This is a genomic window from Isachenkonia alkalipeptolytica (genome assembly GCF_009910325.1).
Taxonomy (GTDB): Bacteria; Bacillota; Clostridia; order Peptostreptococcales; family T1SED10-28; genus Isachenkonia; species Isachenkonia alkalipeptolytica.
The window spans coordinates 127421-148055 of the sequence record NZ_SUMG01000005.1 but is presented as its reverse complement, the minus strand read 5'-3'; the positions used below and the strand labels follow the sequence as shown (position 1 = coordinate 148055).

General features: G+C 44.7%; 16 protein-coding genes. 12 read left to right on the top strand and 4 right to left on the bottom strand.

Annotation, left to right across the window (positions count from 1 at the left end):
• The first annotated feature begins 97 nt into the window (after window positions 1–97).
• From ISALK_RS06140 to cls, 8 genes are all read left to right on the top strand, one after another.
• Window positions 98–1387, top strand: coding sequence for an ATP-binding protein (locus ISALK_RS06140; RefSeq protein ID WP_160720201.1), 1290 nt, complete (start codon window positions 98–100; stop codon window positions 1385–1387).
• Window positions 1377–2315 (top strand): response regulator, encoded by a 939-nt coding sequence (locus ISALK_RS15530; protein ID WP_160720199.1) that lies wholly within the window; start codon window positions 1377–1379, stop codon window positions 2313–2315. The genes ISALK_RS06140 and ISALK_RS15530 overlap by 11 nt, the downstream gene beginning before the upstream one ends.
• Window positions 2316–2483: 168 nt before the next feature.
• A complete protein-coding gene (locus ISALK_RS06130) occupies window positions 2484–3482 on the top strand; it encodes a TAXI family TRAP transporter solute-binding subunit (RefSeq protein WP_160720197.1) in 999 nt (332 codons plus the stop codon).
• A gap of 94 nt (window positions 3483–3576) precedes the next feature.
• Window positions 3577–4029, top strand: coding sequence for a DUF1850 domain-containing protein (locus tag ISALK_RS06125; protein WP_160720195.1), 453 nt, complete (start codon window positions 3577–3579; stop codon window positions 4027–4029).
• 14 nt (window positions 4030–4043) lie between these two features.
• A complete protein-coding gene (locus tag ISALK_RS06120) occupies window positions 4044–6002 on the top strand; it encodes a TRAP transporter permease (RefSeq protein ID WP_306770703.1) in 1959 nt (652 codons plus the stop codon).
• Window positions 6003–6081: 79 nt separating this feature from the next.
• Window positions 6082–6975: a DUF4392 domain-containing protein gene (locus ISALK_RS06115; protein WP_160720193.1), complete on the top strand. Its 894-nt coding sequence runs from the start codon at window positions 6082–6084 to the stop codon at window positions 6973–6975.
• Window positions 6976–7068: 93 nt separating this feature from the next.
• Window positions 7069–8292: a patatin-like phospholipase family protein gene (locus ISALK_RS06110; RefSeq protein ID WP_160720191.1), complete on the top strand. Its 1224-nt coding sequence runs from the start codon at window positions 7069–7071 to the stop codon at window positions 8290–8292.
• Between the two features lie 13 nt (window positions 8293–8305).
• Entirely contained in the window at window positions 8306–9745 is a 1440-nt protein-coding gene (cls, locus tag ISALK_RS06105; RefSeq protein WP_160720189.1) for a cardiolipin synthase, read from the top strand.
• Window positions 9746–9850: 105 nt separating this feature from the next.
• Here the strand turns inward: cls and ISALK_RS06100 are convergent, their stop codons facing one another.
• From ISALK_RS06100 to ISALK_RS06085, 4 genes are all read right to left on the bottom strand, one after another.
• Window positions 9851–10225 carry a class II SORL domain-containing protein gene (locus tag ISALK_RS06100; protein WP_160720187.1) on the bottom strand — a complete coding sequence of 125 codons (375 nt, stop codon included), beginning with the start codon at window positions 10223–10225 and terminating at the stop codon, window positions 9851–9853.
• 113 nt (window positions 10226–10338) lie between these two features.
• Entirely contained in the window at window positions 10339–10995 is a 657-nt protein-coding gene (gene thiT / locus ISALK_RS06095; RefSeq protein WP_236660285.1) for an energy-coupled thiamine transporter ThiT, read from the bottom strand.
• 263 nt (window positions 10996–11258) lie between these two features.
• A complete protein-coding gene (locus ISALK_RS06090; protein ID WP_236660284.1) occupies window positions 11259–12677 on the bottom strand; it encodes an MATE family efflux transporter in 1419 nt (472 codons plus the stop codon).
• A gap of 269 nt (window positions 12678–12946) precedes the next feature.
• Window positions 12947–15142 carry a methyl-accepting chemotaxis protein gene (locus tag ISALK_RS06085; protein ID WP_160720185.1) on the bottom strand — a complete coding sequence of 732 codons (2196 nt, stop codon included), beginning with the start codon at window positions 15140–15142 and terminating at the stop codon, window positions 12947–12949.
• Between the two features lie 270 nt (window positions 15143–15412).
• Between ISALK_RS06085 and ISALK_RS06080 the strand changes: the two genes are divergently transcribed.
• From ISALK_RS06080 to ISALK_RS06065, 4 genes are all read left to right on the top strand, one after another.
• Window positions 15413–16708 carry a glutamate-cysteine ligase family protein gene (locus ISALK_RS06080; RefSeq protein ID WP_160720183.1) on the top strand — a complete coding sequence of 432 codons (1296 nt, stop codon included), beginning with the start codon at window positions 15413–15415 and terminating at the stop codon, window positions 16706–16708.
• A gap of 13 nt (window positions 16709–16721) precedes the next feature.
• The gene (locus ISALK_RS06075) at window positions 16722–18050 is read left to right on the top strand and encodes a glutathionylspermidine synthase family protein (RefSeq protein ID WP_160720181.1); all 1329 of its coding nucleotides are present in this window, start codon (window positions 16722–16724) and stop codon (window positions 18048–18050) included.
• 89 nt (window positions 18051–18139) lie between these two features.
• Window positions 18140–19372 carry an AI-2E family transporter gene (locus tag ISALK_RS06070; protein ID WP_160720179.1) on the top strand — a complete coding sequence of 411 codons (1233 nt, stop codon included), beginning with the start codon at window positions 18140–18142 and terminating at the stop codon, window positions 19370–19372.
• Window positions 19373–19556: 184 nt separating this feature from the next.
• Entirely contained in the window at window positions 19557–20603 is a 1047-nt protein-coding gene (locus tag ISALK_RS06065; protein WP_160720177.1) for an extracellular solute-binding protein, read from the top strand.
• Window positions 20604–20635 lie beyond the last annotated feature (32 nt).

Genomic DNA, 20635 nt, shown 5'->3' with positions numbered 1-20635 from the left:
GGGACCCGGTCCCTTGCCTTTTTTTTTGATACAGGATAGAATAAAGTAATCGACAGAAAAGTTTGATAAAAAAACCCTCATGCAGAGGAGAATGAAAATGAATAAAAAAGTCTTAAAAGATGTATTGCTTGTGGTTATTTTCACGGTTTTTGCAGCACAGCTTCGAGTGCACCCCTTTGATACCACTTTTCGTATAGGGCTTGGGGTAATCGTATTTGCCATGGGCTGTTTATATAAAAAAGACATCCCGGTCCTTTGGACCGGAGTCTTGGTTTCCCTGGCGATCTTAGGTTTTCGTACCGGGATGAGTGTATGGGGTGGGGATATAGCCTTATCCTCCGCTTTCTTAACCCATATTCCCGGCTCTCTATACTATGCTTTCTTTGCGGCTCTACTAAAATACTCCAAGGTGCTTTCCTTAGAGCATCAACCGATACAGCGCGGGATTGTGCTTGGGTTTATGGACTTCACCTCTAATGTTTTCGAAATTATGCTACGGTTCCTCCTTTTGCAGGAGTGGATTGTGGGAGACTCCATAGGGATGCACCTGTTGAGCCTGTTGATCATCGGAATGCTTCGGATGTTTCTTGTAACCGGACTTTACTCCACCACCCAAAACCAACGATTACGACTGATGCAGCGGGCAGAGAATAAGAAGCTTGAAGAGTTGGTTCTTTTAACCAGCTCTTTGCAGGCGGAGGTGTTTTATCTTCAAAAGTCGGCCCAGGACATGGATCGATTAACAAAGGAAAGCTATGAAATCTACAAATCCCTGATGGAAAAAAAGGAGCGGTTGTTAGGAAGGAAAGCCTTAGAGATTTCCCGAATGATGCATGAAGTAAAGCACGACTATACCCGAATTAATACGGGACTGAAAAAACTGTTAAAGACTCCGGAGCATACGGATTATACTTTTTCCGAAGTATTGGACTTATCCATCAAAGTACATCAGAATTATAGTATTGATACCGATAAACATATTCACTTCACTCGGGATTTACAGGTGGATTTTGCGCCTAAAGACCCCCTGGTATGGACTTCGATTTTGAACAATATTATTGCCAACGGGGTGGAGGCCATCCCCAGAAGAGGAAATATTCATATTGAACTTTACGAAGAAGAAAAGGAGTTGATTTTAAAAATCCTGGATAACGGCAGGGGCATTGACCCCAAGGATAGCAAGCACATCTTCATCCCGGGATTTTCCAACAAGCTCGATGAAGCTTCCGGCTGCTACTCCAATGGTTTGGGATTATCCCATGTGGAAAATCTGGTGGAATTTTTCAATGGAAGCATAGAGGTTTCCAGTGAAAAAGAAAAAGGAACGACTTTTCTCATTCAGGTGGCAAAAAATAATGTGATTCGAGGTGAAAACAGTGAATTATGAAAGTAAAATTTTTGTGGTGGATGACGACTCCGGGGTTCGGAGAATGGTTTCGAACATTATTGAAGAAGAGGGGATCGGTCAGGTGATCGGGGAAGCGGAAGACGGTATGCAAGCCATCGATCAGGTGATGGATCTGCAGCCGGACCTTGTCATGATCGATTTGTTGATGCCGGAGCTGGACGGAATTGAAACCATAAAAAAACTCAGGAAATCAGGCTATGGAGGCACCTTCGTATTATTATCAAAGATCACCGATAAAATGATGGTTCGGGAAGCCTATCGGGCGGGGGTGGAATTCTACATTCAAAAACCCATTAATAAAGAAGAAGTCTCCCATGTGGTAAAAAAAGTTCTTCGGTATAAGGGAATGGAAAAAACTTTTCAGAACCTCCAGTTTTTCTTAAACAACCAGGATTTAAGTCATTCCCCCCAGGAAGGAAAGCCGAAAACTCCGGGGAACTATTTAACGAAACAGGATAAAGCCAACAATATCGCGGAAAATATTGCAATGGATCTCGGGATTTTAAGTCAAAGCGGCAGCGGGGACATTCTAGAAGCCATGAGCATTTTAGCCGCCATGGACTATCCGGAAGATATGAAACTTTTGCAAAACCTAAAACTGCTCTATGAAAAGATTGGAGAGCGCTATGAAAAAAGTGATAACCGGGATGTGGCCCGGGGAGAAAAGGCTATTGAAAGAAGAATACGAAGAACCATTGAATATGCCTTGAACAACCTGGCAAATCTCGGCATTGAAGATTATCATCATCCGAAGTTTGAGCGCTTCGGCCATCGGTTGTTTGATTTTGCCGCCCTTCGGGAAGAGATGTTAAGAATCCAAAAGAAATCGGATAAAAAACCGAAAATAAACGTGAAACGGTTTTTAGAGGGGATGCTACGGGAAGTGAAACAGGAGGATTTTTATTAACACCGGAAGAATTTGAGCGGTTTATTCAGACAATTGTAATTTTTTAAACTATTCTGTGTAGGATTCTGTAGTTTTCCGTCGGTTTCATCAACGGCTTGAATATAATGAGGCTGTAGCATTTATTATGTTGTAGAGGAAACATAAATTATTTAAGGAGGAATGGAATTTATGAAAAAACGGCGTATCTTTACCCTATTGTTGATCAGTGTTTTTGTACTGTCCATATTCATGGTAGGATGTGGGAATGGGGACAACGGTGAGAACGGAGAGGTAGAAGAAGGCTCTGAAAGCCCGGATCGGGTAGCCATTGCAACCGGCGGTACAACCGGGGTTTATTATCCCTTGGGAGGGGCATTTGCCAATATTATTTCCGATAATGTTGACGGTGTAACCGCTAATGCAGAATCTACGGGAGCTTCCGTGGAAAATGTTAACCTGTTAAATGACGGAGACGTTGATTTTGCCATGGTACAAAATGATATTTCCTATTATGCCTATGAGGGAATTGAAATGTTTGAAGCGGAAGAACCGATGGAAAACCTACGAGGGTTAGCCACTCTTTATCCCGAAACGATTCAAATCGTTGCGGATGCCGGTGCTGGAATTGAAGCCATCGAGGATTTAGAAGGCAAAAGAGTTGCAGTAGGGGCACCGGGAAGCGGAACGGAAGCGAATGCCCGACAGATTCTCGAAGCCCACGGTATTACCTATGATGACTTTACCCCGGACTACCTGTCCTTTGCTGAGGCTTCCGACAATCTCCGAGACGGAAATGTGGACGCGGCCTTTGTAACCGCAGGAACTCCAACCGCAGCCATCACGGACCTTTCGACCCAACACAGTGTGGTACTGGTTCCGATCGCCCAAGATAAAATCGATGAAATAATTGCCGACTACCCATACTATGCCCAAGTAGAAATCGAAGGGGGCACGTACCGAAATCAAGATGATTCGGTGGATGCCGTAGCGGTAATGGCCATGCTTACCGTAAGAGCGGAACTGTCTGAGGATATTGTATATGATATTACGAAAGCGTTATTTGAAAACTTAGACGCCCTGGAAAATGCCCATGCTCGAGGCGGAGATGTCAGTCTGGAAGATGCCCTTGAGGGAATGTCTCTAGAGATTCACCCCGGCACTCAGCGATATTTTGATGAAGTGGAATAGACCAGGTTTTTATTCGGAAAGGAATGATAGCAGGGAAAAGGTGCCCGGGAGGCGCCTTCCCCTGCTTTATTTTAAGAGTAGTGCTCCTTTTATTATGCTATCGATATCAATGGTGATAATCTTTCTTGTTTGGCCGGTGAAAGGCCTGGGTCTCAGCACAGAGGAAGAATTTTTATTTTTCATTCCCGAAAAAAATTTCGAAGAGTTTGCAATTATCTATGACCACTCGGTAATGCGTACGGAAGTTAAGGATGTCTTCACCCTGGATGGGGGAGAAATTCTGCTGCTTCGAACGGAGTACCAGTCCTTTGGTGCAGGGCTGCCCACAGAAGCCTTTGAAAGTTTCGAGAAAGTGGATGGTCGATACATTAATCAAGGTATTCATAGGCGGATCCCTCAAATTCGTATGAGAACAGGAAGAACCACGGAACATCGGTTAATTTACAACGAAGAATCGGAAATTTATTTTGATGAGTTCCTGGAAAAGGGAGCGTTGATAGTGATTGAAGAAAAGACCATGACAACTTTGGAGAGTCTGTTTTATTGAGAGGAGGAAATCCATTGTCTAATGAGGAAAAGAAGAATTTGCAGGAAGAGGTAGAGGTGGATGTGGATGAGAAATTAGCGGAGTTTGATGTTTCATCCAATGTACGGAAGCTTACTGGAAAGCTGGCCATGGTGATTGCCATTATTGCCATCGCCATGTCTTTATTTCACTTATACACTGCGGGTTTTGGCATCCTGTTGGCCATGAAACAGCGGGCAGTGCATTTAATGTTTGTGCTGGTACTGGGTTTTTTATTGTACCCTGCCAGTAAACGATTTGATAAAACAAAAATTCAATTTTTCGATTGGATTTTAGCCGCAGCCGGCATTATGGTTACCGCATATATCATAATGATGTTTGATCAGCTGGTATTGAGAATGGGACGACCCACGGACCTGGATATGCTAATGGGCGTGATCACCATCCTATTAGTGTTGGAAGTGACTCGACGGAGTATTGGTCCTCAGCTGCCGATTATTGCGGTAATCTTTTTAATCTATACCTATGTAGGCCCTTATATTCCCGGAATGTTGGGACACCGGGGTTACTCGGTACAACGTATAGTAAATCAGATGTATATGACCACCGAGGGAATATTCGGAACCCCCCTGGGGGTTTCCGCCACCTTCGTTTTCATGTTCATCCTCTTCGGATCCTTTCTCGAGATTACCGGAGTGGGCCAGTTCTTTATTGATATCGCTTTCGCCGGAGCGGGAACCCGTAAAGGGGGACCGGCAAAGGCCGCGGTTATTGCCAGCGGGTTTATGGGATCCATTTCCGGAAGCTCCATTGCCAACACCGTAACCACCGGAGCCTTTACCATTCCCCTGATGAAAAAGGTCGGTTATCAGCCCACCTTTGCCGGCGCCGTGGAAGCCGCAGCTTCCACCGGGGGACAAATTTTACCGCCGATTATGGGAGCCGCAGCCTTTATCATGTCGGAGTTTACGGGGATCCCCTATATTCAAATTGTGATCAGTGCCGTAGTTCCCGCCCTGCTGTATTATCTTGGGGTCATTACCATGGTACACCTTCAGGCATCGAAAAAAGGCTTGGAAGGAATGAAAAAAGAAGATCTGCCGGACTTTAAAAAAGTGTTAAAGGATGGATTCCATCTATTTATTCCTTTAATCGCCGTCGTTTTTCTATTAGTCAGATTCTCCCCCTTAAGAGCCGCCTATTGGAGTATTGTCATCGCCCTAGTGGTCAGTATGTTTAGAAAACACACCCGGGTCAATATCTCGAAAATCCTTTACGCTCTTCAGGATGGAGCGAAAAAAGCAATCGGTGTTGCCGCGGCCTGTGCCTGTGCCGGAATCATTGTGGGAGTGGTAACTTTAACCGGCCTCGGTTTAACCTTTGCAAACTTAATCGTTGGTTTAGCCGGAGGAATGTTACTTCCCACGCTGTTCTTAACGATGTTGGCATCCATTATACTTGGCCTTGGGCTGCCTACCACGGCGAAGTATATCGTCCTTGCAACCATGGCGGTACCGGCCTTATTAGTATTGGACGTGCCCCTACTGGCCGCCCATTTATTCGTACTGTATTTTGGGGTAATCGCAGATGTAACCCCACCGGTAGCCTTAGCCGCCTATGCCGGGGCTGGGATCGCCGGAGGAGACTCCTTTAAAACCGGAGTGTCGGCTTTAAAACTAGCCTCCGCAGGATTTTTGATCCCTTACATTTTTGCTATGAGTCCTGAACTATTGTTAATTGACGTGACATTTTTTGAAGCGGCCTTAGCCATTATCACGGCGTGTCTTGGGGTGGTAGCCTTTGGCGCCGCAGTGCAGGGTTATCTTTTAACCACCACACGATTCTATGAACGGATCATGTTCCTGGCCGCCGCCTTGTTGTTAATTCACCCGGATAAGTTAATTGACCTTGGTGGATTTGTGATATTAGTTGTAGTGGTTGCACTACAAGTAGTAAGAAATAGAGAAGGAAAGGCTACGGTTCAGGAATCCTAGTCTTTCTCCCCCCAACAGAAAAGGGTCAGCGCTTCTGACCCTTTTTATGATAATCGAAGAAGTAAAAGGAGGGGTTAGGATGAGGGCCTTTTCCCTAAAGGAGCAGCCTTTTCGAGAAATCGAAGAAATCATTACCCGGGATGAAGGGCAAAGAGGAATTTCGAAGCATCTGAATTCCTATGAAGATTATTATCAAGGACTGAAATCCCTATACAAAGGGGAAAGAATTCTAATTATCACCGGCTTTACGGTTCCCAAATGCCAAGTGGGAGAGAGTGACGGTCCCCTGGGATCCATTGCCCTTGCCAAAGCCCTGGAAGACTTAAACAAAGAGGTGTTAATTGTAACCGATGAGTACTCCCGCAAAATTCTGGAAGGCCTAAAAAAAATCAAAGAAATCAGCGGGGCGATTTATTCAGCGCCCTTGAATGTGAAAAATAAAGAGCTGAAGAAAATACTCGAGGCGTTTAACCCTACCCATCTGCTGGCCATTGAAAGGCCCGGCAAAGGGATCAGTGGCAGGTACCATTCCATGCGGGGGGAAGACATCACCGACTATGTTGCGGATTTGGACCCTCTAATGGATATGGCCAAAGAGCAAAGGATTACCACCCTGGCCATCGGAGACGGAGGCAATGAAATGGGCATGGGTAAGATCCGCAAAGCGGGGATTCCCTATGTGGATCAGGGGAAAAAAATATTTGCCACTTCCTCAGCGGATTATCTGATTGTGGCCGGGGTCTCCAACTGGGGAGCTTATGGTCTTGTGGCAGGACTTTCCCTTCTTAGCGATATGGACTTATTACAGGAGGGAAAAGAGGAAGTTTATCTATTAAAAGCCCTGACAGACCTCGGCGGTGTGGATGGCTGCAGTAAGCAAAGAGCGTTGACCGTCGACGGTTTAAGTTTAGGAAGCAATTTGAACCTGTTGTTGGGGTTAAAACAGATTATTCAGAAAAACCTTTCCCGTTAAGTGGCGAAAGGTTTTTTTGTTGGGATTTTGGGGTTAATGGGTATAGACTACAATACAGGATAATAGAAAATATAGAAGAAAGAAGGGAAAAATATGATCGGACTTTCGCTGGAGGGTGGGGGCGCAAAGGGCGCCTATCAATTCGGTGCCTGGAAAGCTTTCCGAGAGCTGGGCATGGAGTTTGACGGGATCACGGGAACCTCCATAGGGGCATTAAACGGAGCATTAATGATTCAAGAAGATTATGAAAAAGCCCGGGAAATATGGGAGGAAATTGCACCGGAAAAAATCCTGAATATTGATTCCAAGCTTTACAAAATGGTTATGGAAACGGGCATTAAGCCGGATCAAATTCAGTATGTCCTGGAACAGGCCCAACGGTTTGTCAAGGATGCGGGGCTGGACATCGGTCCCCTGGTGAAGATGATTCGAGAAGGCACCAAGGAGGACGTGATTCGAAAATCTAAAAAAGATTTTGGCTTTGTTACCGTATCCCTAACGGACTTAAAGCCCCTGGAGCTTTTCAAAGAGGAAGTCCCGGAAGGGAAGATGGCGGACTATTTATTGGCCTCCTCTTATTTGCCGGTTTTCAAACCGGAGAAGATCGATGGGAAAACCTTCCTGGACGGAGGCTTCTATAATAATCTGCCGATTAATATGCTCTATCAAAAAGGCTATAAAAAAATAGTTGCGGTGCGATTGATGAGTAAAGGAAGAATTAAAAAAGTTGATTTTGAGGACCTGGAAGTTATCTACATTCAACCGAAACACGACCTGGGTAATATTTTGGATTTCTCAAAGGAAAAAGCGGAGTTTAATATAAATCTCGGTTACTATGATACCCTAAAGGTATTTCAGGATTTATACGGGGAAAATTATTATTTAAAAGCAGGGATCACGGACCGGGAAGGAGTGGCTTTTTTACAGGGGCTGAAAGAGGAAACCCTGGGAAAAATCAGCGGCTTATTAGGCCTCTCCACGACCCTTCCGAAAAATCGCTTAGCATTGGAAGAGCTGGTGCCAAAGCTTGTGCAACTATTAGGCTGTCGAAAAGAGGTATCCTATGGAGAACTGGTGCTAAAGCTTTTAGAGGAAATTGCAGCCCATGAGAAGGTTGAGCTTTTTAAAATATACGGTTTGGAAGAGTTTATGGAAGAGATCAATAGTAAGCGCCGGCCCATGAAAAAAAGCAGGGACACCCTGTTTCAAAGCAGCGCCTTGCTTCTTCGTTTTAATAAGGATATCATTTTAGAGGAGCTGATTAAAATAATCCTGACATCCGAGGAAAAACTATCACTACAGAGGACGGATCCTTAGAAGGAGGGCTTCTATGCTGTACCTAAGCGTAATTATCGGGATTTATGCAATAATAGTATTAATTCTCAGCATCTTTATTATATTGGAAAACCGAAACCCCACTCGCACCATGGCATGGATTTTGGTGTTGATTTTCTTACCCCTGGTGGGCATTTTCTTATATCTCTACATTGGACAAAATCATCGTAAGAAAAAGACTTTTAGCAAAAAGAGAAAACAGGATTACCGGGTGTTGAAAAGATTGCTGGATACTCAAATTACCTTCACCCAGTTTGGAAAGTTTTTTAAGAAAAATTTCAAGGATGTCCGGGCAAAAATGGTGCCCCTGATTCTTCGAAACGGAGACGCCCCCATTACCTTTAATAATGAGGTGAAAATCCTAAAAAACGGGGCTCAAACCTTTACGGAAATGTTAAAGGCCATCGAAGGGGCCCAAGACCATATCCACATGGAATATTTTATTATCAAGGACAGTGAAATCGGTCGAAAATTCCAGCGGGCTTTAATAAAAAAAGCAGAGGAGGGGATTCAGGTTCGACTGATTTATGACGGGGTGGGTTCCTGGAAACTGAAAGAGGATTATTTAAAACCCCTTAGAAAGGCCGGGGTACAGGTAGAGGCGTTCTTACCCGTCACTCTACCCTTTTTTGGAAGTCGCTTGAATTATCGGAATCACAGGAAAATCTTGCTGGTGGACGGAACGGTGGGGTTTACCGGAGGTATTAATATAGGAGATGAATACCTGGGTCGGGATAAACGGCTGGGTTTTTGGCGGGATACTCATGTGAAGATCCTCGGGGAAGCCAACTACGTCCTGCAAACCATCTTCCTTAAGGACTGGTATTTTGTAAGCCATGAAGAGTTGGATGCCCCTCGATACTTCCCGAGACAGGGCTATCAAGGAGAAAAAGGGGTGCAAATTCTCTCCAGTGGTCCGGATATGTATTGGCACACCATTCAACAGGCCTATTTTACAGCCATCACCGCTGCCCGGAAAAGTGTGTATATCACCACCCCTTATTTAGTTCCCGATGAAGGCATTTTAACGGCTCTAAAAGTTGCCGGCCTCCGGGGGGTGGACGTTCGAATACTCCTGCCCTCGGTGGCGGACCACCGAACGGTGTTTTGGGCCTCCCAATCCCATTTTAAAGAACTTCTTGATGCCGGGGTAAAAATCTATCAATACCAAAAAGGCTTTGTCCACAGCAAGATCATTATGAGTGATGATCAGGTAACCTCCATCGGCACGGCAAATTTCGATATACGTAGCCTGGAGTTGAACTTTGAAGTGAATGTTTTCATCTATGATGAAAAGATTACCAAAAGGGTAAAAGGAGATTTCTTTGAAGATTTACGGGAAAGCAAAAGAATTCATTTAGAGGAGTATGAGAAACGTTCTGTGAAAAATCGGCTAAAAGAGTCGGCGGCCCGTTTGTTTTCCCCGATACTCTAGAGGGAGGAACCGATGAATCGAATAAAAAAATCAATAAAAAAAAGGAGATGCGGCGCATCTCCTTTTTAGCCTTCCCGAAGGTCCATGGACCAGAATGAAAAGCGACTAGACCACTTCGATTTTTTGGCTGTTCATCCATAAGCCATGGATATTACAGTAGCTAAGGGCATAAATCGTTCCGGATTTTTGAAGCTTTACTGAAGTAAGTCCCGTAGGTTCCGTGAAAATATCACTTTCCCCGTGGGCGGCAAAATCAAAGCTTGCCAATTCGATAGGGAACTTTGCCCCTTCGGGATGGTACATCAGCTTAAACCAGGAAATGTAATGTTCAAAGGTGTTCGGATGTCCCACCGCATCACCGATGGACATTTTAAGTTCAAATACCTCTCCTGCAGTAACCTTTTCCGGAGCATGAATCACCGGTACGTGCTTTTCACCTTTCCAATCACCTGTTTGAAAAAAAGTTCCAAAACCTTCCATAAAATATAACCTCCTGTTAATCAAATTTTTTGTGCTTCAAGAAAATGAAGCCTTAGAATATATATAACCAAAAATTAGAAAAGATAACAGGGAATATATGAAAAGAAAAGGGTTTAGTTGGTCAACAGTGTACCCCTTCGCATTTGCTTTAATACCGATTGTACCTGGGGAACCTGAAGGAGTAGAATAATGATGAAAATTTCCGCCCCGATGAAGGATCCGTTATAGACAATGGAATAAATAACATCGTTCCAGCCCTCGGGGGTGAACTCCCGAAAGAAGATGATCCCCGATAAAAAACTCATGGACAGCCGTCCGATGCCGGCGATGAGGGCACTGATGCTTAGATGCTTCCGATAGATCCCTGCCAGTCCCAGGGCGCCATAGGCCAGAGGGTAGTCCAGGAAAATCTGCATCCAATGAACAATATAAGGGTCTTGTATCAGATTCAAAAGTCCCAGGGCAAAGCCGGCTAAAATACCGGGAAGGGGACCGAAGGCTACGGCAAAAATAATGATGGGAAGCATACCCGCCAGGGTCACACTGCCTCCCTGGGGCATTCGAAACAGCCGAATATAAGACAGTAAAAAAGATAAGGCCACACAAAGACTGCCATAGACCAACACTTTTGTTTGTAACAGCCGGCCGCCCTGACTTTCCCGACTGCGATGGAAGAGTAAAAGCATTACGGGAAGCAAAATCATAACCCCGAGTATGACCCAAACTTCTAAGGAGAGTTGATCCAATTGAATATCAAAGTTTTTGAACATAAAAAAACACATCCTTTCCAAATTATTAAATAAATTTTTCCCTAGGATGCAAAAAAGAGTGAATCGAAGCACTCACTCAAGATTGAGCTTCCCTGCGCAGGTACTAACCTACAGGTTTAAAGGGTTGGAGAAGATCCTCTCAGCCAACGGCACCCCTAGCGAAGTAATTTAATTGTAAAGTGATTATAACACAGGCCGGGGGAAAATAAAACAGCTTCGGATTATTATATCCGAGAAACCCTGTTCCTTTCCCCCTGTCTTACTTATGAGGCTAAAGCTTTTTTAGAGGCATCTGTTTTCAATTCATCTAAATCCTCTTCATCAATGATTTTTTCCTCCCAGTTTCCTTTGAGATAAATACCCATACCGATGACACAGATCAGAAAATTACTCGTTACCATCGAGTACCAAATTGCATCGGCCCCAAGGTCGGTAACCCGGCCTAAGATATAGATCATGGGAATCCGAAGTCCCCACAATCGGAACATGTTAATAAACATGGAATACATGGTATGACCGGATCCTTGAAAAGTTCCGTTGAGTATCTGAAATATGCCCATTAAGGGTATGGAAAGGGAAATTAAACGCAGATAATCCGTACCCAGGGCGATGACCTGGGGATCCCCGCTAGCGAAAATTTTGATGATGGACTCGGAAAAGGTAAAGGCGATGAGCCCCCCCACGGCCATAAAGGTCGTGGACATGGCAATGCTGGTTTTAAAGGTAGACCGGGCCCGGGGGATCTGGTCGGCGCCCAAGTTTTGACCGATAATCGGTGCGATGGCATTTCCGATGCCCATGGCGGGCATCATGACCACGCTGTTAATGCGGTTTCCAATGCCAAAGGCTGCCAGGGCGGAGTCGCCGTAGCTTAGGACAAACATATTTAAAATAATAAAACCGAAGGCGGCGGCGGACTGACCGATGGAAGCAGGAAGGCCTACTTTGATGATTTTTTTTAGAACCTTGAAATCGGGAAGGATGTATTTTTTTCGAATATTGATGCCGTCTTTTCGGATGAACAGGGTATAGATTCCATAGCCCACAAAGATGGAACGGGAAATCAGTGTGGCAATGGCCGCCCCTTGGATACCCATGAAGGGCAGCGGTCCCAGGCCGAAGATGAACACCGGGGATAAAACCACATTTAATAGTGAGCCGGCCACGTTCAGAATCATGGGGGTAAAGGTATTTCCCTGGCCCTGCATAATGGCATTGTAGACAATAAACATAAAAATAATGGGCATCTCCAAAAACATGATGCTAAGGTATTGGGATCCGTAGAGGAGGACATTCCCTTGACCGCCCATTAGGCTTACAATGGTTGGGGTTAGAAAATACCCCCCTAACCCGAGGATTGTGGATAGAACCAATAAAAAGGAAAAAAGCTGTGAGGCCACCTTTTCTGCCCGATCCTCTTGATTAGAGCCGATATACTGGGAGATTAAGGAGGTTCCCGCCATATTCATGCCCATGGCAATGGAAAGAATCAAAAAGATTACGGGAAATACCAAGGTCATGGCGGCCACTTCATCGGAGCCTAATTGACTGACCCAATAAGTATCCGAGAGGTTGTACAGGGTTTGGATAAAGTTGTTAAACATGATGGGCGCCGCCAGGGCTATAATGATTTTATGGATTTTCCCTGATAAAATCATTTCTTTTTTTTCTGCAAAATTCATGGGACATCGCTCCTAAAATTCTGGTTATGTATAAGAATAAAAAAATAATTCGTAAGGCTAAATATATTATAGCATTTTCTTCTGAAATTATAAAGAACAACTTTCATCGAGAAAGGGTTTTTGTTTATACACAACATCTTGTGTATACTGGGGATAAGATTCGAAAAAAGATACAAGTTCAGAGAAAGTTATCCACAAAAACATAAAAAAACACTTGCTCCGAAGAGCAAATGCTTTTTTTGTGTTTTTCTTGTATATCAAATAGATGCCTAAGTTTCGGATTCGGTAAAGGAATCCGTGTCTGCGCCATCTTCCGAGAAAGATGAGGCAGTGTTTTCTTCATCCACTTTGAATTGTTCGATTTCTTCATTGAGTTCATGGGCTAAGGATATTAAATGCCCGGAAGTCTTTTCGATTTCCGTTAAGGTGGAGGCGGTTTGTTCCATGGATGCCGTTACCTCTTCCGAAGAGGCCGCGGTTTGTTGGGATACGGCAGAGATGTTGGAAATCACAGACACAATTTCATTGCTGTCTTCCGTCATGGCATCGATGGCTCCGTTGATTTCCTGTATTTTTGTGGTGATGGTTTTGGTGGCTTCGGAAATATCTTCAAAGGAGGTGTTTACCCCGCCGATAGCTTCGGATTGCTGAAGGTTTGCAGATTTTACATCCTTCATGATACTAACGGTTTGATTACTTTCTTCCGTGATGTCGGATATGATACCGCTGATCTGGTCCGTAGACTTTGAAGTCTGTTCCGCCAGCTTACGAATTTCCTCCGCCACAACCGCAAAGCCTCTGCCCGCTTCGCCGGCTCGCGCTGCTTCAATCGCCGCATTTAAGGCCAGGAGGTTGGTCTGTTCCGAGATGGCGCTGATGCTGTCAAGAATTGTGCCGATGGAGGTGGTTTTCTCATTTAACTGCACCACGGCATTTTCAATATTATCGATGGCCCCCTTGTTCTCATCGGCCTTGGAATTAAGATTTTCCAAAGTTGCCACTCCCTGGTCGTTGGCAGAAAGAACGGATTGGGAAGCGTTCAGCATTTCTCCGGAGCTGGCTTTAAGCTCCTGGAATTTTCCGGAAAGGTTTGCGGTCATGGTCGAGCCCTTTTCCGCTTCGCTGGCCTGTTCCGTAGCGCCGTTTGCTATTTCTTCCACAGCCCGGCTAACCTCTTGGGAGGAACTGCTGGTGGATTCAATGCTGTGATTCAAATTATCCGAGTAGTCCAGAACGTTTTTCGATGCTTTTTGGATGTTTCTGACTAATCCGCAAAGAGACCGGGTTACCTGATTCAGGGTTTTGGCAACTTCCCCGACCTCCCCATGGGTGGCTATGGAGGACCGGGTAGTAAAGTCTCCCTCTCCCACTTTGGACATGTCGGAAACTAAAACCTTTAAAGGCTTGGTAATACTTATAGAAATCAGTATTCCCGCCAATAGGGCAATCAATAAGGTGATCCCGGTGCTCATCAAAGTCCCGGTTAAAATCACCTGGGTCTGTTCATCGATTTCGCTGTAATTCATAATCCCGATGAGTTTCCACTCCGTGCCGGGAATGGTATCGAAAACCGCGAAAAATTCCTCTTCTTCCCGGCTAAAGTCATAATCCCCCGAGGGGTTGTTCACTAAGGTATCGGTGAAATTGGGAATGGTCTCGGAGACGTCTAAGGAAACCAGGGATTCATCTTCATGGGCGATGATTTCTCCCGCGGCATTGGTAAGGATCAAATAGCCGCTGTCCCCAAGCTCCACATCCCCTAAAAGGGTCTGTAAAGCACTCAGATTTAAATCGATGGCACTAACGCCCACAAAGTTATTGTTCTCCGGGTTATTTACCGGTCTTGCCAGGGAAACCACAAGATCCCCGGTCCCTGCATCTTCGTAGGGGTCGGTCCAGGTAAGGCTATCGCTGGCTTCCGCCTCGGTGTACCATGGGCGCTCCCTGGGATCAAAACCCTCGGGAAGATCGATATCCGGAGAGACATACATATCTCCCAGGTCCGTACCGATATAGGCATGGAAAACATCTTGATGATTTTCCACAATATTGTCCAGGGAGTCCATCACCCGGGAAAGGTACTGGTTGCTCTCCGGGGCGGTGTCCTGTTCTTCTGCCGGGGCTTCTTCTGTTTCTTCTTCGTTGTCAAGCTCCTCTCCGTTGTCGGTCTCCTCTTCAGCGGGAGCCGGTGTAGCAGGGATCAGATCAGGATTCGCCTCGGGATCCGTGAGAACCCGTTGAAGATGGTAATCCTGGCTTAAGGTTTTTACCAGCTCTTCCTGAGCGTTTAAGAAAAAGTGAAAAGCATTTCTTACGTCTTCAATGGTGTCCTCCGTAGAGCTTTTAAACTCCCCTTCCAATAGGTCCTGGGAATTTTGATAATTCACATAACCGGTGATTAAAGCGGGCAAAGAAATAAAGACAATCAAGGTAATAATGACTTTCATTCGTATGGATAATTTCATGTAATGCCTCCTTTATGTATTTCCCTTAGGATTTCAGGGCTTATTTTATATTCGACAAGAATAGACAAAACCTTTTGCGAAAATCAAAAAAAATTTAAAAAGGATGAATAGGTCACGGGAAGCATGTATTTAGGAAAAAAGAAAAAGTATTTAGGGTGCAAAAATATTTCTAGTCAGAATCCACGGTGTAAGGTACAATAGAATGGGTAACAGTAACAGTATAAAATAAACAATAGAACTTGGGAAATTATAGAAGTTGAGGTGTAACTATTGAAGAAGGAATCCATCAAAGAACAATTGATCAGCATATTAAAAAACGGAGAAAAGTCTCCGGAGGATGTAAAACTGGGAATTGAAATCGAACACCTGGTGGTACATCGAAATAATTTTCAGTCCGTTACTTATTACGAAACCTTAGGAATCGAAACCCTGCTTAAAAAGCTGGAAAAGAAAGGGTACCAAGGGAAGTACGAGGAAGGTTATCTCGTAGGGTTGTCGAAAGGGGAAATGGAGATCACCCTAGAGCCCGGGGGTCAGCTGGAGTTTTCCACCCGTCCCTGTATTCATCTTGCCCATATTGAAGAAGTATATGATCAATTTCTAGGAGATGTACTCCCCATTGTAACCGAGCATAACCAGTATCTTTTAGGAGTGGGCTACCACCCCCAAAGCCTGATTAAGGATATTCCCTTTAATCCCAAGAAACGGTACGAGTACATGTCCGAGTACCTCCATAAAAAAGGAAAGTACGCACTGAATATGATGAAGGGTACCGCCTCGATACAGGTGGCCATTGATTATGTATCGGAAGAGGATTTCATTAAGAAGTTCCGGGTGGCCAATTTTTTAACCCCGCTTTTTTATTTAATCACGGATAATGCCCCGATATTTGAAGGGGAAATTTATAAAAATTTCAGCCTTCGCACCCTGATATGGGAAAACACCGATCCCCGTCGCAGCGGAATCATCACGGGTTCCTTGGATAAACGCTTTAATTACAGGGATTATGCCGAATACTTACTACATAGTGAGCCTATTTGTGTTTTGGACCAGCAGGGGTTAAAGCCCGTGGGGGAAAAATCCCTATGGGAAGTTTATCAAGAGGCGGAGGGACTTTCCAAAGAAGAGCTGGAACACCTTTATACCATGGTATTTCCTGATGTGCGGGGAAAAAATTACATTGAAATACGGATGGCGGATTCCATGCCGGCGGATTTGAGTATGGCTTACTTGGCTATGATCAAAGGACTGTTCTATCACCAAGGGAACTTGGAGAAACTCTATCAGAAGTCTTTGGCCTATGGGGATGAAGACATTCAAGGGCTGAAAGAAGGGGTGGTAACTCAGGGTTATCAGGTTCCTTTCGGCGGCAAAGACCTTGGGAGCTTTGGGGAAGAACTGATCCAAATGGGGGAGGCGGCCCTGGAGAAGGAAGAACGATCCATGATTACCCCGCTAAAGAAATTGATTATGAACAAAGAAACTTACGGGCAGCGGATCAAAGCCGGATATAAAGAACTAGGAATGGAAGGGTTGTTACCACTGCGAGTAATTAAAGAGCCTTAGAGGAGGAAAAAACATGAGTCAGCATGAACTGTTTCAACGATTCAAAGAAGATGTTCAAAAAGAGCCGGAGAGGTATATCCGGGAATATGTGAAGGTTCAGGATCGGGTAAACCATTCGCCGGCAATTTATAAAGGGGAGCCGGTGAAGTTTTTATACCAGCCCTACTTTTTCTCGGATCAGGATATTCGCCGATTTAAAGAACTGACAAACACCCTGGGAGAAATTTTAAAAAAGGTAATTCGCCGTTATATGGAAGAGCCCGATTTTCGAAAGCATTTTGGCTTTTCTCCATATTTAGAGGAACTGATTCTTAAAGATCCCGGATATCACCATCCCTTTCCCATGGCCCGCTTCGATATTTTTTACCACCAGGACGGATCTTTTCAGTTCTGTGAGCTTAATGCCGACGGCTCTTCAGGAATGGTAGAGGCCCGAGAGTTGGACCGGATTATTTATGATTCCCTGGCCTTGGACCGATACAAAGAGGAATACGATTTTCATACCTTTGAGCTCTTCGATTCATGGATCGATGCATTGAGGGATAATTATCATCAGTTTGCAGGGACCCGGAAGACTCCGCAAGTGGCCATTGTAGATTTTATAAAGGATAAGCCTCCCAGTGAATTTGTTGAATTTCAAAAGGCTTTTCAAAAAAGAGGATATTCCACCATTATCGCGGATCCTAGAGATTTAGAGTTGCGGGGAGAGCATTTATACCACGGGGATTTTCGAATTGACTGCATCTACCGCCGTACGGTAACCTGGGAAGTGGAAAAACACCGAAAGGAAGTACAGGACTATGTTAGGGCCTATCTTCAAGGGAAGGTTTGTATTGTAGGCTCCTTCCGTTCCCAAATCATTCATAATAAAATCATTTTTTCCGTTCTCCATGATGAAGAGGCCACGGGCTTTTTAAATCCGGAAGAACGGGAGTTTATCCAAAGGCATATTCCCTTCACGGTTCCCTTCAGTTCCAAGGAGCCGAGACTCCTGGAGATGATTCTTAAAAACAAAGACCGCTACGTCCTAAAACCCTCGGATAAATTTGCCTGTCACGGGGTGTCCGTGGGAAGGGATTACCTCAGTGAACAGTGGCGGCAATTCGCTGAAGAAGAAGTGGATGAAGAATACTTAATTCAAGAATTTTGCAACGTTCCCTCCCGGGAAATGGCGATTTTTTCAAAGGATCAGGTGACCTTTCAGGAGTGCAACTACATTACGGGGGTTTATGTCTACAATGGTTCTTTTCAAGGGATTTATCATCGGGCGGGGAGAGAAAACATCATCGGAAGTCTCGTGGAGGGTTTTTCCCTACCGAATTATTTAGTTCGGAAAAAGTAAGGATAAAAAACAAGTCCCCTAAAAAGGTAGAAGCATAAGCAGGAGTGGGTTATAATAGAAATATGGAAAGTTCGGAGAGGGGGGAGTTAATGAAAATTCAGTTGGATCGAAGATTGGTAAAGTATGCCCTGCATGCTTTTTTAGTAATTACCATGGCTATTATAGTATATCAAGTGTTGGATAATATGGGCTATTTTTCCGATCAATTAAGGCTGATCTGGAAATGGATCCGAAGGATTCTAAGCCCTTTTATCATTGGCATTTTTGCCGCCTACATTCTTAATCCCGGGGTTCGAAGGTTTGAGGAAAGTGTGTACGGCCGGGTGAAGTTTTTGAAGGATAATATTCGAATTAAACGGATGCTAAGCATCGCCAGTATGTTTTTAATCGTGATCCTTTTCTTTGTGATGATCTTTATTGTGGTGACCCCCCGGGTGATTGCCAGCATATCCGATATTATGCGAAATTTCCCTAAATACATGGACAACACCATCGTCTTTGTGGAAAATATAGAGCTTACCCTAAGAGCCCAAAACCTGGATGCTTTTTTCCAGGAGTTCCAAATTATCGAGGAGATCGAAGGATGGCTGGAAAACGGCTTTCAATATATACGGGAGTCCCTGGATGAAATCATTGATATGATTTTTTTCCAGATCACCAATATTACTTCCGGGGTTTTAAACTTTTTAATCGGTATGATTATGGCATTTTATCTGCTCTACGATAAAAATATTATTAAGAAAAATATCAATAAAATCCTTTATACCTTTTTTTCCAGGGAAATGGTGTTTAGAATCAATGATTTCGGCCGGGACGCTGATGATCTTTTCGGCCGTTACATCGTGGGACGTTCCATCGATTCTTTTATTATCGGCGTGATCGCTTTCATTGGTCTCAGTATTTTAGGCATTCCCTATCGACTGCTTTTCAGTATCATTATCGGGGTCACCAATATGATTCCCTATTTCGGGCCTTACTTAGGGGGGATTCCGGTGGTTATTGTAACCATGTTCTCTTCCTTTCAGGAAGCCCTTTGGGTGGGACTCTTTATTATTGCCCTGCAACAGTTTGACGGATTGGTCCTGGGACCGAAAATTTTAGGAGACAGCGTGGGTATCCGCCCGATTTGGATCATCCTATCCATCTATGTGGGGGGGAGGATCTTCGGAATCCTGGGCATGTTCCTGGGGGTGCCGGTGTTTGCGGTAATCGTCATGTTTTTGGAACGGCTGATCAACCGAAGGCTTCAAAAGCGGGGAATCTCTGCAAAGGAAGCGGAGAGCGCCCCTCCCCGGATAAAAGATCCGGCACAGGAAGGATAAAAAGACTCGAAAGAGTCTTTTTTTTTCGGAAAAATCCTGAGAAAGCAGGGAAGACTTCGTGAAAAAAAACACTACTTGCAAACGATTATCAACTAAGCTATAATATCAAGTACAGTGATTCGGTTTGCTCTGAGAACAGACCCTAGATCATTGAAATCATAAAAACAGGAGAAGGAGTGGAACAATGAACTTATTTAAGAACAGAAAAATAACAGTTCTTTTGGGACTGCTGATTGTAGTACTGGCCCTAGCCGGTTGTAACGAAGCCTCGGGGGACGAAGGGGCGGGGGAACTGGTGGTATACTCTGCAAGAAATGAAAACTTTGTAAACGCCCTTTTGGAGAAGTTCGAAGAAGATACGGGAATTGAAGTACAGGCCCTTCATGGGGGAGAGACCATTGTCAACCGGGTAAAAGAAGAGTCCGGCAACGTACAGGGGGATGTTTTTATCTCCAATGACGTCGGTGCCCTGGAGCACTTAAGAATGGAAGGCCTCTTAGAATCTATTGAAAGAGAAGAATTCACCGGGATTGATGAACAGTACCGGGGGGAGGATAACTCCTGGATTGCTCTATCCGCAAGAACCCGGGTACTGATGTACAATAAAGACTTGATTACGGAAGAGGAAATGCCCAAAAACATCTGGGAGCTCACGGATTCTCAGTATGAAGAGGCCTTCGCCATCACCCGGGGAGGCAACGGAGGAATGATCGGTCACGTATCCGCCCTTCGAAATGAGTGGGGAGATGAGCGGACCATGGAATGGATTGAAGGGGTAAGTGATAACGCCGGGGGAATTCTCCAAGGCCATGGGGATATTCGTCGAGCCGTAGGGGCGGGAGAGTTCAAGTTCGGCCTGGTAAACAACTATTATTTCCATCAGCAACTGGCGGAGCCTTCCAACAACAATGTGGATGCAATTTATCCCGATCAGGAAGAGGGGGAAATGGGCGCCGTGGTTAACGCCGCCGGTTTCGGAAGAATCAAGGACGGCCCTAATGATGAGAGCCTACAGGCTTTTGTGGACTGGATTTTAGAGCCGGAGAATCAACAGATGTTTTCCAATGCCTCCTTGGAAGTTCCCATAAATCCTGATATTGAAGTGGTAGACGGAGCGAAAGCGATTTCCGAGTATAAGGTTCAGGGAATGTCTCTACGGGAACTGGGGCATGTTTGGGAAGATACCCGGCGGCTGATTGAAGAGTCGGGACTGGATTTAGAAATTCGATAATCCGTTGGATAACCGGTAAAAAAAGCGTGGAC

What these genes read in the sequence shown, in the direction of transcription:
- ISALK_RS06140 (WP_160720201.1), top strand. Translation starts at nt 98, where the DNA reads ATGAATAAAAAAGTCTTAAAAGATGTATTGCTTGTGGTTATTTTCACG.
- ISALK_RS06130 (WP_160720197.1), top strand. Translation starts at nt 2,484, where the DNA reads ATGAAAAAACGGCGTATCTTTACCCTATTGTTGATCAGTGTTTTTGTA.
- ISALK_RS06125 (WP_160720195.1), top strand. Translation starts at nt 3,577, where the DNA reads ATGCTATCGATATCAATGGTGATAATCTTTCTTGTTTGGCCGGTGAAA.
- ISALK_RS06115 (WP_160720193.1), top strand. Translation starts at nt 6,082, where the DNA reads ATGAGGGCCTTTTCCCTAAAGGAGCAGCCTTTTCGAGAAATCGAAGAA.
- ISALK_RS06110 (WP_160720191.1), top strand. Translation starts at nt 7,069, where the DNA reads ATGATCGGACTTTCGCTGGAGGGTGGGGGCGCAAAGGGCGCCTATCAA.
- cls (WP_160720189.1), top strand. Translation starts at nt 8,306, where the DNA reads ATGCTGTACCTAAGCGTAATTATCGGGATTTATGCAATAATAGTATTA.
- ISALK_RS06100 (WP_160720187.1), bottom strand. Translation starts at nt 10,225, where the DNA reads ATGGAAGGTTTTGGAACTTTTTTTCAAACAGGTGATTGGAAAGGTGAA.
- thiT (WP_236660285.1), bottom strand. Translation starts at nt 10,995, where the DNA reads ATGTTCAAAAACTTTGATATTCAATTGGATCAACTCTCCTTAGAAGTT.
- ISALK_RS06090 (WP_236660284.1), bottom strand. Translation starts at nt 12,677, where the DNA reads ATGAATTTTGCAGAAAAAAAAGAAATGATTTTATCAGGGAAAATCCAT.
- ISALK_RS06085 (WP_160720185.1), bottom strand. Translation starts at nt 15,142, where the DNA reads ATGAAATTATCCATACGAATGAAAGTCATTATTACCTTGATTGTCTTT.
- ISALK_RS06075 (WP_160720181.1), top strand. Translation starts at nt 16,722, where the DNA reads ATGAGTCAGCATGAACTGTTTCAACGATTCAAAGAAGATGTTCAAAAA.
- ISALK_RS06070 (WP_160720179.1), top strand. Translation starts at nt 18,140, where the DNA reads ATGAAAATTCAGTTGGATCGAAGATTGGTAAAGTATGCCCTGCATGCT.
- ISALK_RS06065 (WP_160720177.1), top strand. Translation starts at nt 19,557, where the DNA reads ATGAACTTATTTAAGAACAGAAAAATAACAGTTCTTTTGGGACTGCTG.